The sequence below is a fragment of the Streptomyces sp. NPDC005423 genome, from assembly GCF_040606415.1.
Lineage (GTDB): Bacteria > Actinomycetota > Actinomycetes > Streptomycetales > Streptomycetaceae > Streptomyces.
This window is the reverse complement of the sequence record NZ_JBEXET010000011.1, coordinates 138,751-153,202: the sequence shown is the minus strand read 5'-3', so window position 1 is coordinate 153,202 and position 14,452 is coordinate 138,751. Positions and strand designations below refer to the sequence as shown.

Annotated in this window: 13 protein-coding genes and 1 pseudogene; 10 read left to right on the top strand and 4 right to left on the bottom strand. The window is 73.0% G+C overall.

The window, feature by feature from the left end; all coding sequences use genetic code 11:
* Positions 1 to 4: 4 nt before the first annotated feature.
* Both ABZT12_RS15320 and hmgA read right to left on the bottom strand, forming a co-directional pair.
* Positions 5 to 757 (bottom strand): GntR family transcriptional regulator, encoded by a 753-nt coding sequence (locus ABZT12_RS15320; RefSeq protein WP_356383203.1) that lies wholly within the window; start codon positions 755 to 757, stop codon positions 5 to 7.
* Positions 758 to 816: 59 nt separating this feature from the next.
* Positions 817 to 2,202 carry a homogentisate 1,2-dioxygenase gene (gene hmgA / locus ABZT12_RS15315; protein WP_356383200.1) on the bottom strand — a complete coding sequence of 462 codons (1,386 nt, stop codon included), beginning with the start codon at positions 2,200 to 2,202 and terminating at the stop codon, positions 817 to 819.
* 170 nt (positions 2,203 to 2,372) lie between these two features.
* Here hmgA and ABZT12_RS15310 point away from each other — a divergent pair, with 170 nt between their 5' ends.
* The 7 genes and pseudogenes from ABZT12_RS15310 to ABZT12_RS15280 all read left to right on the top strand — a co-directional run bounded on the left by ABZT12_RS15310 (position 2,373) and on the right by ABZT12_RS15280 (position 10,179).
* Positions 2,373 to 2,924, top strand: coding sequence for a hypothetical protein (locus tag ABZT12_RS15310; protein ID WP_356383197.1), 552 nt, complete (start codon positions 2,373 to 2,375; stop codon positions 2,922 to 2,924).
* A 64-nt stretch (positions 2,925 to 2,988) separates the two neighbouring features.
* Positions 2,989 to 3,606 carry a TetR/AcrR family transcriptional regulator gene (locus ABZT12_RS15305; protein ID WP_356383194.1) on the top strand — a complete coding sequence of 206 codons (618 nt, stop codon included), beginning with the start codon at positions 2,989 to 2,991 and terminating at the stop codon, positions 3,604 to 3,606.
* Between the two features lie 98 nt (positions 3,607 to 3,704).
* Positions 3,705 to 5,951 (top strand): molybdopterin oxidoreductase family protein, encoded by a 2,247-nt coding sequence (locus ABZT12_RS15300; protein ID WP_356383191.1) that lies wholly within the window; start codon positions 3,705 to 3,707, stop codon positions 5,949 to 5,951.
* 210 nt (positions 5,952 to 6,161) lie between these two features.
* Positions 6,162 to 7,106 (top strand): annotated as a pseudogene (locus ABZT12_RS15295) (ABC transporter ATP-binding protein); the annotation flags it as partial.
* Between the two features lie 20 nt (positions 7,107 to 7,126).
* On the top strand, positions 7,127 to 7,591 hold the full coding sequence (locus tag ABZT12_RS15290) for a DUF3574 domain-containing protein (RefSeq protein WP_356383188.1): 465 nt from the start codon (positions 7,127 to 7,129) through the stop codon (positions 7,589 to 7,591).
* A gap of 98 nt (positions 7,592 to 7,689) precedes the next feature.
* Positions 7,690 to 9,078, top strand: a complete 1,389-nt coding sequence (locus ABZT12_RS15285; protein WP_356383185.1) for an aldehyde dehydrogenase family protein — start codon at positions 7,690 to 7,692, stop codon at positions 9,076 to 9,078.
* Between the two features lie 18 nt (positions 9,079 to 9,096).
* Positions 9,097 to 10,179 (top strand): Zn-dependent alcohol dehydrogenase, encoded by a 1,083-nt coding sequence (locus tag ABZT12_RS15280; protein WP_356383182.1) that lies wholly within the window; start codon positions 9,097 to 9,099, stop codon positions 10,177 to 10,179.
* A gap of 10 nt (positions 10,180 to 10,189) precedes the next feature.
* On the opposite strand, the gene ABZT12_RS15275 is transcribed toward ABZT12_RS15280, so the two are convergent.
* Positions 10,190 to 11,116, bottom strand: a complete 927-nt coding sequence (locus ABZT12_RS15275) for a DMT family transporter (protein WP_356383179.1) — start codon at positions 11,114 to 11,116, stop codon at positions 10,190 to 10,192.
* A 311-nt stretch (positions 11,117 to 11,427) separates the two neighbouring features.
* Positions 11,428 to 12,069: a TetR/AcrR family transcriptional regulator gene (locus ABZT12_RS15270; RefSeq protein WP_356383176.1), complete on the bottom strand. Its 642-nt coding sequence runs from the start codon at positions 12,067 to 12,069 to the stop codon at positions 11,428 to 11,430.
* A 94-nt stretch (positions 12,070 to 12,163) separates the two neighbouring features.
* Here ABZT12_RS15270 and ABZT12_RS15265 point away from each other — a divergent pair, with 94 nt between their 5' ends.
* The 3 genes from ABZT12_RS15265 (at position 12,164) to ABZT12_RS15255 (ending at position 14,430) form a co-directional block, all read left to right on the top strand.
* Positions 12,164 to 13,315 carry an acyl-CoA dehydrogenase family protein gene (locus ABZT12_RS15265; RefSeq protein ID WP_356383173.1) on the top strand — a complete coding sequence of 384 codons (1,152 nt, stop codon included), beginning with the start codon at positions 12,164 to 12,166 and terminating at the stop codon, positions 13,313 to 13,315.
* Between the two features lie 90 nt (positions 13,316 to 13,405).
* Positions 13,406 to 13,693 (top strand): YiaA/YiaB family inner membrane protein, encoded by a 288-nt coding sequence (locus tag ABZT12_RS15260; protein ID WP_356383170.1) that lies wholly within the window; start codon positions 13,406 to 13,408, stop codon positions 13,691 to 13,693.
* Between the two features lie 113 nt (positions 13,694 to 13,806).
* The gene (locus ABZT12_RS15255; RefSeq protein WP_356383167.1) at positions 13,807 to 14,430 is read left to right on the top strand and encodes a TetR/AcrR family transcriptional regulator; all 624 of its coding nucleotides are present in this window, start codon (positions 13,807 to 13,809) and stop codon (positions 14,428 to 14,430) included.
* Positions 14,431 to 14,452: the final 22 nt, after the last annotated feature.

Sequence of the window (14,452 nt, the reverse complement as noted above, 5' to 3'; positions counted from 1 at the left end):
GGTGTCAGGTGGCCGCGTCGAGGGTGACCGTGAAGGAGAACCGGTCGCCGCGGTAGTGGATGACGGCCACGTCCAGCACCCGGCCCCGGCCGTCGTAGGTGACGCCCGTGTAGTGCAGGATCGGGCTCAGCAAGGGGACTTGGAGCAGTCGCGCGGTCTCCGGGTCGGCGAGCCGGGCCTCCACGGTGTCCGTGATGCGGCTGATGTCCGCGCCCACGACGTCCCGCAGCACCTTCGTCATCGGCCAGCGCACCAGGTCGTCCAGGTCGACGCGGGCGGCCAGTTCGGGACGGAGGTGGTTGCGGGCGTGGTTGGTGGGCTCGCCGGTCTTCTCGTCACTGCGCAGCCGGTGGTACGTCGCCACCTCGGCCAGATCCGGGAAGTGCTCGGCGAGTCCGGGCGGCACCGGCGCGCTGCCGTGGCCGAGCAGCTCGGCCGTCATGCCGGACTGCTGGGCCACGATCGCGTCCACCGAGCCCAACAGCCGTACGGGGGAGCCCCTGCGCACATCGGGCTCGATGAACGTGCCGCGCCGCCGGTGCCGGCTGATCAGCCCCTCCTCCTCCAGCTCCTTCAGCGCCTGCCGCATCGTCAGGACGCTCACGCCGTAGTGCTCGGCCAGTCGTTCCTCGGTGGGCAGCCGCAGCGGGTCCCGGGGCGAGCGGCCGAGTATCGAGGCGCGCAGGGACTGCGACACCTGGTACCAGAGCGGCAGCTTGCGGTTGAGGACGATCGAGTCCGGGGCGAAGGAGGTCACGGGGCCATCCGTACCGGTAGGGGAGGGACCGTGCAAGGGGCGGGGGCCGGTGGGGGCGGTCATCGCGAGGGGCGGAAGTGGCGCTGGAGGCCCTGCCAGACGTCGTCGTAGCCCTGTTGCAGATGCGCGGCCGTCGCCGCCTGGGCCGTCGCCGTCACCGGCCAGCGCGTCTCGAACATGAACGCCAGCCCGTCGTCGACCTTCTGCGGCCGCAGCTCGGCCGCGCTGGCCCGCTCGAACGTCTCCCGGTCCGGCCCGTGCGCCGACAACATGTTGTGCAGCGAACCGCCGCCCGGCACGAAGCCCCCCGGTCCCGCCGTCTTCGCGTCGTACGCGCCCTCGATCAGCCCCATGTACTCGCTCATCACGTTGCGGTGGAAGTACGGCGGCCGGAAGGTGTCCTCGCCCACCAGCCAGCGCGGGACGAACGCCACGAAGTCCACGCCGGCCAGCCCCGGGGTGTCGCTCGGCGAGGTCAGCACCGTGAAGATCGACGGGTCGGGGTGGTCGTAGCTGATGCTGCCGAGCACGTTGAACCGGCGCAGGTCGTAGGCGTACGGCACGTGGTTGCCGTGCCAGGCGACGACGTCGAGCGGCGAGTGGTCGTAGACGGCCGTCCAGAGGTTGCCGCAGAACTTGTTCACCACCTCGACGGGGCCCTCGACGTCCTCGTAGGCGGCGACCGGGGCCCGGAAGTCCCGGGCGTTGGCAAGGCCGTTGGCGCCGATCGGACCGAGGTCGGGAAGCTGGAACGGCGCCCCGTAGTTCTCGCACACGTAGCCGCGGGCGGCCTGGCTCCGGCCGTCGTCGGGCGCGGTGTCGAGCAGCTCCACCCGGAAACGCACCCCGCGAGGGACCAACGCCACGTGTCCCGGCTCCACTTGGAGCAGCCCGAACTCGGTCCGCAGCAGCAGCCCGCCGCGCTCCGGGACGATCAGCAGCTCGCCGTCCGCGTCGCTGAAGACGCGCTCCATCGAGGAGTTGGCGCGGTAGAGGTGGACCGCCATGCCGGTGCGCCGGGTGGCGTCACCGTTGCCGCCGAGGGTCCACAGACCGGCCAGGAAGTCGGTGCCGGGCGCGGGTTCGGGCAGCGGGTTCCAGCGCAGCCGGTTGGGGTCGGGCACCGACTCCGTGAAGGGGGCCGTGCGCACCCCGCCGTTGTCGGCGCGGACGAAGGCGGGGTGGGCGGCCGAGGGGCGGATCCGGTAGAGCCAGGAGCGGCGGTTGTGCGCCCGCGGCTCGGTGAACGCCGTACCGCTGAGCTGCTCCGCGTAGAGGCCGAGGGGGGCGCGCTGCGGGGCGTTGCGGCCCTCGGGCAGGGCGCCCGGCTCCGCCTCCGAACTGTGCTCGTTGCCGAAGCCGTGGAGATGAGTCAGTCCCTCGGCGGTCTTCCGCGCCTCCCCTGGCTCGGATCCGCCTGCGCGGAAGGTGCCCCCAACGGTCATGATCGCTCCCTTGCGATTCGATTCCTATGGTTCACCGTAGGATTACGTTTTCGCGCGCGCAAGAGGGCCGCCTCCCACCGGGGGCGGACCCGGTCTCCTCCCAGCCGGTGACGCGGAACCCGACCTGAGGGGGATCCGCGCTGTCAGACCGGTGTCCTAGGCTCCCCGGCATGTCGTGGACGCGCGGACTTCCCGCCGTGCTCGCGGTCTGTGCGCTGTTATCGGCCGGATCGGCGGGCTGTGGCTCGGGCGAGGCACACGGGCGGGACAACGGCCCGTCGGCCTCGCCCGTGGGCAAGGTGCTGGAAGACACGGACGAGGGAGGACGGCACTACCGTGAAGTGGACGAGAAGAGCGCGCCGGAGATCGGTATCGAGGTGGCACCGGTGACCGCCGCAGCCGACTGGGACGTCCGGCTGACCGTCCACGGCTTCCGTCTCTCGCCCGCCGGCACGGCGCCGAAGGCGGTGGCCGGCCGCGGCACCGTCCGGCTGCTCGTGGACGGCCGCACGGTCGTCGCCCGGCTTCGCGCCTCCGAGTACGACCTGCCGGGTGCCCTGGTGCCGCACGGCACCCACCACGTCACCGCGCGCCTCTACGCCGACGACGGCACGGTGTGGGCCGTGCACGGCAAGCCGGTCCAGAGCACGGCGGACATCACCGCGTCGGAGTCGCAGGCCACGCCGGACGGAAGCGGAACGGGAGCCGGAACCGGTCGATGAGTGCATCGGGCACCCGGTTCCGTACTGAGGGGCGAGCTGCACCGGACCGCGACGGAAAGGCATCATGAAGCCCGTGTCCCAAGCGACTTCGCTCCGTCGTGCGCCCGTCCAGCGGCGCAGTGCCGAACGGCTGACCAGAATCCTCGACGCCTGCGCCGACCTGCTCGACGAAGTGGGCTACGACGCGCTGAGCACGCGTGCCGTGGCCCAGCGCGCCGGGGTGCCCATCGGCTCGGTCTACCGCTTCTTCGGCAACAAGCGCGCGATGGCCGACGCCCTCGCCCAGCGCAATCTGGAGCGTTACACGGAGCGCGTCACCGAGCGGCTCAAGGAGACCGGCGCGGCGGGCTGGCGGGCCGCCATGGACGCCGTCCTCGACGAGTACCTCGCGATGAAGCGCACCGCGCCCGGCTTCTCCCTCGTCGACTTCGGCAACCAGATACCGGTCGGCTCGGGCCACGCCGAACCCAACCGTCGGGTCGCCGACCGGCTCTCCGCCCTCCTCTCCGACTACTTCGAGGGCGAGCCCGACGACGACATGCGGCGCACCTTCCTGATCGCGGTGGAGACCGCCGACACCCTGGTCCACCTGGCCTTCCGGGTCGCTCCGGAGGGTGACGAGAAGATCATCGCGGAGACGCGGGAGCTGCTGCGGGCGTATCTGGCGCGGGTGTTGGACTGACGGGTTCCGGGATCCGCGGCGGGCCCTCCCCTCGCCACCGTCCATACCGGTCGGTATGCTCACCGGGACAGGCAATGCCGCCGCCCCCGGGAGGACCCGTGTCCCGCACCGCCCTGCGTATCTGCCCGCTGTGCGAGGCCACCTGTGGCCTGACCCTGACCATCGAGGGCACCCAGGTGACCGGCGCCCGGGGCGACCGCGACGATGTGTTCAGCCGCGGGTTCATCTGCCCCAAGGGCGCCGCCTTCGGCGCCGTGGACGGCGATCCCGACCGGCTGCGCACCCCGCTCGTCCGCCGGGACGGCGAACTGCGCGAGGCCACCTGGGAGGAGGCGTTCGACGCGGTGGCGGCCGGCCTGCGCCCGGTCGTCGAACGGTACGGCCCGCACGCCGTCGGCGTCGTCCTCGGCAACCCCAACGTGCACACCATGGCCGGCGCCCTCTACCCCACCCTCCTGCTCGGCGCCCTCGGCACCCGCAGCGTCTTCACCGCCTCCACGGTCGACCAGATGCCCAAACACGTCTCCAGCGGACTCCTCTACGGCGACGCCAACGCGATCCCGGTGCCGGACCTCGACCACACCAGCCACCTCCTCCTCATCGGCGCCAACCCCCTGGAATCCAACGGGAGTCTGTGCACCGCCCCCGACTTCCCCGGCCGGCTCAAGGCTCTCAAGGCGCGCGGCGGCACCCTCACCGTGATCGACCCGCGCCGTACCCGCACCGCCAAACTCGCCGACCGGCACATCGCCATCCGCCCCGGCACCGACGCGCTGCTGCTCGCCGCCATGACCCACGTCCTCTTCGACGAAGGGCTGGTGGACCTGGGCGAGTTGGCGCCGCACGTCGAGGGCGTCGATGAACTCCGTGCGGCCGTAAGGGACTTCACCCCCGAGGCGGTCGCCGACGCCTGTGACGTGGACGCCTCGCAGACGCGCGCCCTCGCCCGCGAACTGGCCGCCGCGCCGACCGCCGCCGTCTACGGCCGGATCGGCAGCTGCACCGTCCCGCACGGGACCCTGGCCAGCTGGCTCGTCGACGTCCTGAACATCCTCACCGGCAACCTGGACCGGCCCGGCGGCGCCCTCTTCCCGCAGGCCGCCACCGACCGGACACCCCGGCCCGCCGGACCCGGCCGCGGCTTCGCCCTCGGGCGCTGGCACTCGCGGGTCAGCCAACACCCGGAAGCCAAGGGCGAGTTGCCGCTCTCCGCGCTCGCCGAGGAGATCGACACCGTCACCGCCGAGGGCGAGCCGATCCGGGCGCTCATCGCCGTCGCCGCCAACCCCGTGCTCTCCGCACCCGACGGCGCCCGCCTCGACAAGGCGCTGGACGGACTGGACTTCATGGTCAGCGTCGACCCGTACCTCAACGAGACCGCGCGCCACGCCGACGTCGTCCTGCCGCCGCCCCCGCCCGCCCAGAGCCCGCACCACGACTTCGCGTTCAACACCCTCGCCATCCGCAACCAGGTCCGCTACACCCGCCCCGCCGTCCCGCTGGAGCCGGGCCGGATGGCCGAGACCGAGATCCTGGCCCGGCTGGTCCTCGCCGCGACCGGCATGCACGGCACCGACCCGGCCGCCGTCGACACCATGGTCCTCGACCAGACGCTCGCCAAGGCCGTCGCGGACCCGCACTCGCCCGTGCACGGCCGGGACCCGCGCGAGCTGTCCGCGCGGCTCACCGGCGACACCGGCCCGGAGCGGCGGCTCGACCTGATGCTGCGCCTCGGCCCCTACGGCGACGGCTTCGGCGCACGGCCCGACGGGCTGACCCTGGAGCGGCTGCTCGCCCGGCCGCACGGCATCGACCTCGGACCGCTGAAGCCGCGGCTGCCGCAGCCGCTGAAGACCAGGAGCGGCAAGGTCGAGCTGCTGCCGGAGCCGATCGCGGGCGACCTGCCCCGCCTCCGGCAGGCGAGGGACGAGCGCCGCGACGGTCTGGTCCTGGTCGGCCGCCGGCACCTGCGCTCCAACAACAGCTGGATGCACAACGTGCCCGCGCTGACCGGCGGTTCCAACCGCTGCACCCTGCACATCCACCCCGAGGACGCGGCACGGCTGGGCGTGCGCGACGCGGAGCCGGTGCGGGTGAAGGGCGCCGGGGGAGAGGTGACCGTGCCGGCCGAGGTCACCGACGCCGTCCGGCGCGGGGTGGTGAGCCTGCCGCACGGCTGGGGCCACGACCGGCCCGGCACCCGGCTCGGCCACGCCTCCGCCGACCCCGGTGTCAACGTCAACCAGCTCCTCGACGGCAGTCTGCTCGACCCGCTGTCGGGCAACGCGGTCCTCAACGGCGTGCCCGTGGAGGTCGCCGCGCTCACCGCACCCCCCGCCTCCTGAACCCGGTCGTCCGTTTCCGCCCGACCGGGACCGGAGCGTCCGATCCCGTCCGGTCTCTTCCCCCGGGCGCGCACCGTCCGTTGACTTCCGTGACTCACAGGCCTCGTGACCCGCACGAGGCGTTCCGACCGCCGGGCACCGGCGTCCAGTGAGCCCCCGGGGGGCATCTGCCATGACACGCGCCATCTCCCTGCACCAGGTGAGCAAGTCCTCCCCGGCCAGCTCTCCGGCGGCGAACGCCAGCGCGTCGCGATGGGCCGGGCCATCGCCTGCCACCCCTCCGCCTTCCTGATGGACGAGCCGCTCTCCCACCTCGACGCCAAGCTCCGCAACCACCTGCGCGCCGAAATCTCCACCCTCACACGGAAGTTGGGCGTGACCACGGTCTACGTCACGCACGACCAGGCCGAGGCGATGTCGCTCGGCGACCGGGTGGCCGTACTGCGCGGCGGAGTCCTCCAGCAGGTCGGCACTCCGCGCGCGGTCTACGGGCTGCCCCGCAACGTGTTCGTCGCCGCGTTCATCGGCACCCCGCGCATCAACCTTCTGCGCGGAGTGGTCCGGGCCCCACTGGACGGCGCGATGACGATCAGCCTCGGCAAGCAGTTCCTGCGGCTGCCCGAACCCCTCTGCCTGGACCACCGGTTGCTCCGGGTCCAGCAGGGCCGCGAGGTCATCGTCGGGCTGCGCTCGGAGGCCGTGCGGATCGCCGGACCCGCCGCGCGCCGGCCCGGTGAGGTGGTGCTCAGCGGTCTGGTGCGGCACGTGGAGTTCCAGGGGCACGAGGTCCTCGCGCACTTCGACACCGGCTCCCGCCCCGCCGTCGTACCCGACCTGGAGGCCCCGCGTCCCGCCCGTCCGGTCCGGCGCCGACGGAGGGAGGGAAGCGTCATCGAGCGGCTGCGGGAGCGGGCGGGAGTGCTGCGGGCCGGGCCGGTCGTCGTCCTCGACCGCCCCGGGGACGCGGCTGCCGAGCCGGCGCCGCCCGAGGGGCGGCTGCCCGGGGACCTGGTCGTGCGGACCACCCCCGACCTCCGGCTGCGGCACGGCATGCAGGTGCCGCTGCTGGTCGACATCGCCCATCTGTTCGTCTTCGACCAGCACGGCGAACGCATCTGCCCGTCACCGGCGCGGCTGCCCGACCTGGAGGAGTGACAGCCGGTACGGATGGGCCCATGACTGTACATATCACCCGAGACCGGGCGGCCTTCGCGCTGGCCGGCGTCCTGCTGACCGCCGCCCCCGCCGCGTACGCCCACCTCGGCGCCCGTCCCCCGGCCCAGGAGTCGGCACCGGCGCCGACGCGCGGCACGGAGTACGTCGAGACGCGGCTCTTCTTCGGTACCGAGCGGCCGGACGGCGGACCGGCCGTCACCGAGCGGCAGTTCGGCGACTTCGTCGACAAGGAGGTCACGCCCGGCTTCCCCGGCGGGCTCACCGTGCTGACCGGGCGCGGACAGTGGAGGGACACCACCGGCACCATCGAGAAGGAGCGGTCGTACCAGCTGATCCTGCTGTATCCGGTGAAGCAGGCGGCCGTCCGCGACCGCAGGATCGAGCGGGTCCGCCGCGCCTACGAGAAGGCCTTCGCCCAGGAATCGGTGGGCAGGGTGGACGACCGCGCCAGGGCCGACTTCTGACCCGGACCGGCGTCCGGTTCCGGCGATCCCTGGCGCCGGAAAACTAACACCGCTAGTTTGTGTGGCGGACGACGCGGTCACGCCCGGGAGGAAGCACGATGAAGGCACACGACGGTCTGTACATCGACGGCGCCTGGCGCCCCGCCGCGAGCGGGGAGGTCATCGACGTCGTGAACCCGGTCGACGAGCAGGTGATCGGCCGGGTCCCGGCCGGCGGCGCCGAGGACGTCGACACCGCCGTACGGGCCGCGCGTGCCGCCCTCCCGGGCTGGGCCGCCACCCCGCCCGCCGAGCGGGCCGCCCGGCTCACCGCGCTGCGGGACGTGCTCGTGGCCCGCAAGGACGAGATCGCCGAGACGGTCACCGCCGAACTCGGCTCCCCGCTCGCCTTCTCGCAGGCGGTCCACGCGGGGGTGCCGATCGCGGTCGCGGGCTCCTACGCCGAGCTGGCCGCGACCCACCCCTTCGAGGAGAAGGTCGGCAACTCGACCGTCTACCACGAGCCGATTGGTGTGGTCGGCGCGATCACCCCCTGGAACTACCCCCTCCACCAGATCGTCGCCAAGGTCGCCCCGGCGCTCGCCGCGGGCTGCACGGTGGTGCTCAAGCCCGCCGAGGACACCCCGATGACAGCCCAGCTGTTCGCGGAGGCGGTCGCCGAGGCGGGCGTCCCGGCCGGTGTCTTCAACCTCGTCACCGGCCTCGGACCGGTCGCGGGCCAGGCCCTCGCCGAGCACCCGGGGGTCGACCTGGTCTCCTTCACCGGCTCGACGGCCGTGGGCCGGCGGATCGGCGCCACCGCCGGCGCCGCCGTCAGGAAGGTCGCCCTGGAACTCGGCGGCAAGTCCGCCAACGTGATCCTGCCCAGCGCCGACCTCGCCAAGGCCGTCCACGTGGGCGTCGCCAACGTGATGTCCAACTCCGGCCAGACGTGCAGCGCGTGGACCCGGATGCTGGTCCACCGCGACCAGTACGACCAGGCCGTCGACCTCGCAGCGACCGCCGCCGCCAAGTACGGCGACCGCATCGGCCCGGTGGTCAACGCCAAGCAGCGGGCCCGGGTGCGCGGTTACATCGAGAAGGGGATCGAGGAGGGCGCCAGGCTGGTCGCGGGCGGCCCCCAACCCCCGCGCGCACAGGGCTACTTCGTCAGCCCGACCGTCTTCGCCGAGGTCACCCCCGGCATGACGATCGCCCAGGAGGAGATCTTCGGCCCGGTCCTCTCCGTCATCCGCTACGAGGACGAGGACGACGCCGTCCGCATCGCCAACGGCACGGTCTACGGCCTCGCGGGTGCCGTCTGGGCCGGCGAGGAGGGCGAGGCGGTCGCCTTCGCCCGCCGGCTGGAGACCGGGCAGGTCGACATCAACGGCGGACGCTTCAACCCCCGTGCCCCGTTCGGGGGTTACAAGCAGTCCGGCGTCGGCCGCGAACTCGGCGCGCACGGCCTCTCCGAGTACCTCCAGACCAAGTCCCTCCAGTTCTAGACCCCGAGGAGCACGCGCATGGTCCGCGCCGCCGTCCTGCCCGCCGTGGGCGCCCCGCTGGAGATCACCGAGATCGACCTGCCCGACCCCGGTCCCGGCCGGGTCCGGATCCGGCTCGCCGCCGCCGGCGTCTGCCACTCCGACCTGTCCCTCTCCGACGGCACCATGCGGGTGCCGGTCCCGGCGGTCCTCGGCCACGAGGGCGCGGGCACGGTCGTCGCCGTGGGCGAAGGCGTCACCCATGTCTCACCGGGCTCCACCGTCGTCCTCAACTGGGCCCCGTCCTGCGGGAGTTGCCATGCCTGCACGCTCGGCGAGGTGTGGCTCTGCGCCAACGCCCTGAACGGCGCCGCCGACGTCTACGCCCACCGCGCCTCCGACGGCAGCGATCTCCACCCGGGTCTGAACGTCGCCGCGTTCGCCGAGGAGACCGTGGTGCCCGCCGCTTGCGTACTGCCCGCCCCGGAGGGCGTCCCGCTCACCGACGCGGCCCTCCTCGGCTGCGCGGTCCTCACCGGCTACGGCGCCGTCCACCACTCGGCGCGGGTCCGGGCCGGCGAGACGGTCGCGGTGTTCGGCGTCGGCGGGGTCGGCCTCGCCACCCTCCAGGCGGCCCGGATCGCGGGCGCCGAGCGGATCGTCGCCGTCGACGTCTCCCCCGCGAAGGAGGAGCTGGCCCGCGCCGCCGGGGCCACCGACTACGTCGTCGCCTCCGAGAACACGGCCCGCGAGATCCGCGCCCTGACCGGGAAACAGGGGGTCGACGTCGCCGTCGAGTGCGCCGGCCGAGCCGTCACCATCCGCACCGCCTGGGAGTCCACCCGCCGCGGTGGCCGCACCACGGTCGTCGGCATCGGCGGCAAGGACCAGCTGATCACCTTCAACGCCCTCGAACTCTTCCACTGGGGCCGCACCCTCTCCGGCTGCGTCTACGGCAACGCCGACCCGGCGAAGGACCTGCCGGTGCTCGCCGACCACGTCCGGGCGGGCCGGCTGGACCTCGGCGCGCTGGTGACGGAGCGGATCGGTCTCGACGGCATCCCGGACGCCTTCGCGAACATGGTCGCCGGAAAGGGCGGCCGGGCCCTGGTGGTGTTCTGAACTCCCTCCCCTACGGCACCTGTTCGGGCTGCGGCGCCGGGTCCGCGGCCCGCTCCGCCCGGTTGCGGGAACGAGACCGCGACACCGCCACCCCCGCCAGGCAGAGCACCCCGCCCGCCAGTGTGAGCACTCCCGGTACCTCACCGAGCGCGAGCCACGACATCAGGACCACCAGCGCGGGCACCGCGTACGTGGTGGCGCCCATGCGGCTCGCGGTCGTACGGGCGAGGGCGTACGCCCAGGTGGTGAAGGCGAGCGCGGTCGGGAACACGCCCAGATAGACCATGTTGAGGGTGGCCGCGATGGGCGCGTCGGCCGCCTGGTGGAGAAGCTGTCCGAGGAAGGGCAGGCAGCACATCGCCCCGATCAGACACCCGAAGGTCGTCGCCTGGAGCGCGCTCGCACGGCTCAGCGCGGGCTTCTGGGCCACGACCCCGCCCGCGTAGGCGACGGCCGCGAGCAGGCACAGCACCACTCCGAGCACCGACGAACCGCCGCCGCCCGACATCGACAGCCCCACGGTCACCGCACCGGCGAACGACACCGCCATGCCCGCCAGCAGCCGCGGCGGCATCGCGTCACCGAGCAGCCGGGCGCCGAGGAGAGCGATCAGCAGCGGGCCCGTGTTGACGACCAAGGCGGCCGTACCGGCGTCGACCTGCTGCTCGCCCCAGTTCAGGACGACCATGTAGAAGCCGAACCAGAGCACCCCGGACATCGCGATCCCGCGCCAGGCGGCACGCGGCGGCCACCCCTCCCGCCGCACGGCACACAGCACCCCGAGCACGAGACCGCCCGCCAGCAGCCGCCCCAGCGCGAGGGCGCCCGGCGAGTAGGCGTCGCCCGCGCTGCGGATCGAGACGAAGGCAGAGGCCCACAGGACCACGGTGACGCAGGTGGCACCGGCGGCGAGCAGCCGGGTCCGGGAGGTGTTCATCATGCTCCTTGACGTTAGGGAGGGCGCGGGGAAAGGGCTGGCGGATTTCGGACGGGACCGTCGCGGCTCCACGGCGACGGAGCAACGCCCCGTCCGTGCGCGGCAGTTCGGCCGGCGCTCGTTCCCCGGACCCTGGCACCGGCCGGCTCTCGCAGGCGTTCGCCGAGCGTGGAGGAGGGCGGCCCCCGCGCACCGCGCCGGCTCACTCGCGGTCCGCGTCCCGCCGTCGGGCGGCGCCGGGCGGCACGCGGGAACGCCCGGTGGCCATGGTTCCAGCATGCGGCACGGACGCTCCGGCCCCCCGCGACGTCTCAGCCGGCCCGGCCGACCTGCTCGTACTGGTGCGCCAGCCCGTCGAGCAGCGCGGTGAGCCCGGTCTCGAAGGCCCGCTCGTCGATCTTCTCCTGCTGGTCGGCGAGGAGGTGGGCCTGTCCGAGGTGGGGGTAGTCGGCGGGGTCGTAGGCGCTCTGGTCGTCGACGAAACCACCGGCGAAGGAGCCGAGCGCCGAGCCCATGATGAAGTAGCGCATCAGCGCGCCGATGGAGGTGGCCTGGGCCGGCGGCCAGCCCGCGTCGACCATCGCGCCGTAGACCGCGTCGGCGAGGCGCAGGCCGGCCGGGCGGCGGCCGGGGCCGGTGGCGAGGACGGGCACGATGTTGGGGTGGTCGCGCAGGGCGGCGCGATAGGAGACGGCCCAGTCGTGCAGCGCCGTCCGCCAGTCCCGGACGTCCTCGAACATCGACAGGTCGACCTGCGCGCTCACCGAGTCCGCGACCGCCTCCAGGATCTGGTCCTTGGTCCGGAAGTGGTTGTAGAGCGAGGGCCCGCTGACCCCCAGCCGGCCGGCGAGCCGGCGGGTGGAGACGGCCGCCAGCCCCTCCGCGTCCACGAGCGCGCGGGCTGTCTCGACGATGCGGTCGGTGCTGAGGAGGGGCTTGCGCGGTCGGGCCATGGCGCACATAGTAGGGCTGCGCGACGTAAACTAGCAGTGCTAATTTAAGGGCGCGGTTCTATCCCGTACGGCTTTCGACTTGGGGTGAGGCGTCATGAACCTGGGGCTCAGCGAGGAGCAGGAGGCCGTACGGCGGCTCGCCGCGGACTTCGTGGCCCGGGAGATCGCGCCGCACGTCATCGCCTGGGACCGCGCCGAGGAGGTCGACCGGGGCATCGTCAAGAAGCTCGGCGAGGTCGGCTTCCTGGGGCTGACCGTCGACGAGGAGTACGGCGGCTCGGGCGGCGACCATCTCTCGTACTGCCTGGTCACCGAGGAGCTCGGCCGCGGGGACTCCTCCGTGCGCGGCATCGTCTCCGTCTCCCTCGGGCTGGTCGCCAAGTCGATCGCCGGCTGGGGGAACGAGGAGCAGAAGCGGCACTGGCTGCCGGGGCTGACCTCCGGCGCGTACCTCGGCTGCTTCGGCCTCACCGAGCCCGGCACCGGATCCGACGCGGGCAACCTCGCCACCTGGGCGGTCCGCGACGGTGACGGCTACGTCGTCAACGGCACCAAGATGTTCATCACCAACGGCACCTGGGCCGACGTGGTCCTGCTCTTCGCCCGCTCCACGGACGCCCCCGGCCACCACGGCGTCTCCGCCTTCCTCGTGCCCACCGACACCCCGGGCCTGACCCGCCGCACCATCCACGGCAAGCTCGGCCTGCGCGGCCAGGCCACCGCCGAACTGGTGCTGGAGGACGTCCGCGTGCCTGCCTCGGCGATGCTGGGACCGGAGGGCAAGGGTTTCTCCGTCGCGATGTCGGCCCTGGCCAAGGGGCGGATGTCGGTGGCGGCGGGCTGCGTGGGCATCGCCCAGGCCGCCCTGGACGTGGCGGTGCGGTACGCGGGCGAGCGCGAGCAGTTCGGGAAGAGCATCGCCCACCACCAGCTGGTCCAGGAGCTGCTCAGCGACATCGCCGTCGACGTGGACGCGGCCCGGCTGCTGACCTGGCGGGTCGCCGACCTGATCGACCGCGGGCTGCCCTTCGCCACCGAGTCCTCCAAGGCCAAGCTGTTCGCCTCGGAGGCGGCCGTCCGCGCCGCCAACAACGCCCTCCAGGTCTTCGGCGGCTACGGCTACATCGACGAGTACCCGGCCGGGAAACTGCTGCGCGACGCCCGCGTGATGACCCTCTACGAGGGCACCAGCCAGATCCAGAAACTGCTCATCGGGCGTGCCCTGACCGGGATTTCGGCGTTCTGAGCCCCGCCGTCACCGAGCGGCCGAGCTGAGTACGCGAGCTGAGTATCCCGACGGATGCGGCGCCTGCCGCGTCCGCCGCATGGTGGACCCATGAGTGACACACCGGTCAAACAGCAGACCACGGCCGCCTATCACGGCCAGGCCGTCGCCTCGTTCGCGATCGCCCTCGGGGCCACCGCCATGGGCATCCTCCGGCTGCACGCCGACGCCTGGGTACGGGCCTTCCTCGGCATCGCCGTCCTGTACCTGGTCACCTCCGCCTTCACCCTGGCGAAGGTGGTCCGGGACCGCCAGGAGGCCGGGCAGATCGTCAGCCGGGTCGACCAGGCACGGCTGGAGAAACTCCTCGCCGAGCACGACCCCTTCGAGAAGCTCTGACCCCCGCCGCCGGCCCCCGGCTCCCGCGGGCAGCCCTGAGCGGGCACTCTAAGCGCCCGCTCAGCTTCGGCGGTATGGTGGAGCTCCTGTCATCCGAGAGGGGCTTACGAGCGATGAGTACGGCGGAGGAGACGGCCGGCGGCGAGCCGCAGCCGTGGGGCGAGGTCACGCCTGACGCGGCCAGGCGGCTGCTCGTGGCCGCCGTGGAGGCCTTCGCCGAGCGCGGCTACCACGCGACGACCACCCGGGACATCGCCGGCCGCGCCGGGATGAGCCCGGCCGCGCTCTACATCCACTACAAGACCAAGGAAGAACTTCTCCACCGGATCAGCAGGATCGGCCACGAGAAGGCCCTGGAGATCCTGCGCACGGCGGCCCGGCGCGAGGGCGGCGCGGCCGAGCGGCTGGCCGACGCCGTCAGCTCCTTCGTCGGCTGGCACGCCGGCGGCCGTACCACCGCGCGGGTCGTGCAGTACGAACTCGACTCGCTCGGCCCGGACGCCCGCGCCGAGATCCTCGCGCTGCGACGGCAGGTCGACGCCGAGGTGCGCGGGATCATCGAGGACGGTGTGGCGGCCGGGGAGTTCGACGTCCTGGACGTGCGGGGCACGACCCTCGCCGTCCTCTCGCTCTGCATCGACGTGGCCCGCTGGTTCAGTCTCGACGGGCCCCGGACACCCGAAGAGGTCGGCGCGCTCTACGCCGACCTCGTCCTGCGGATGGTGGGGGCCAAGTAGCCGCTGGGCGCGGGCTGTTGGG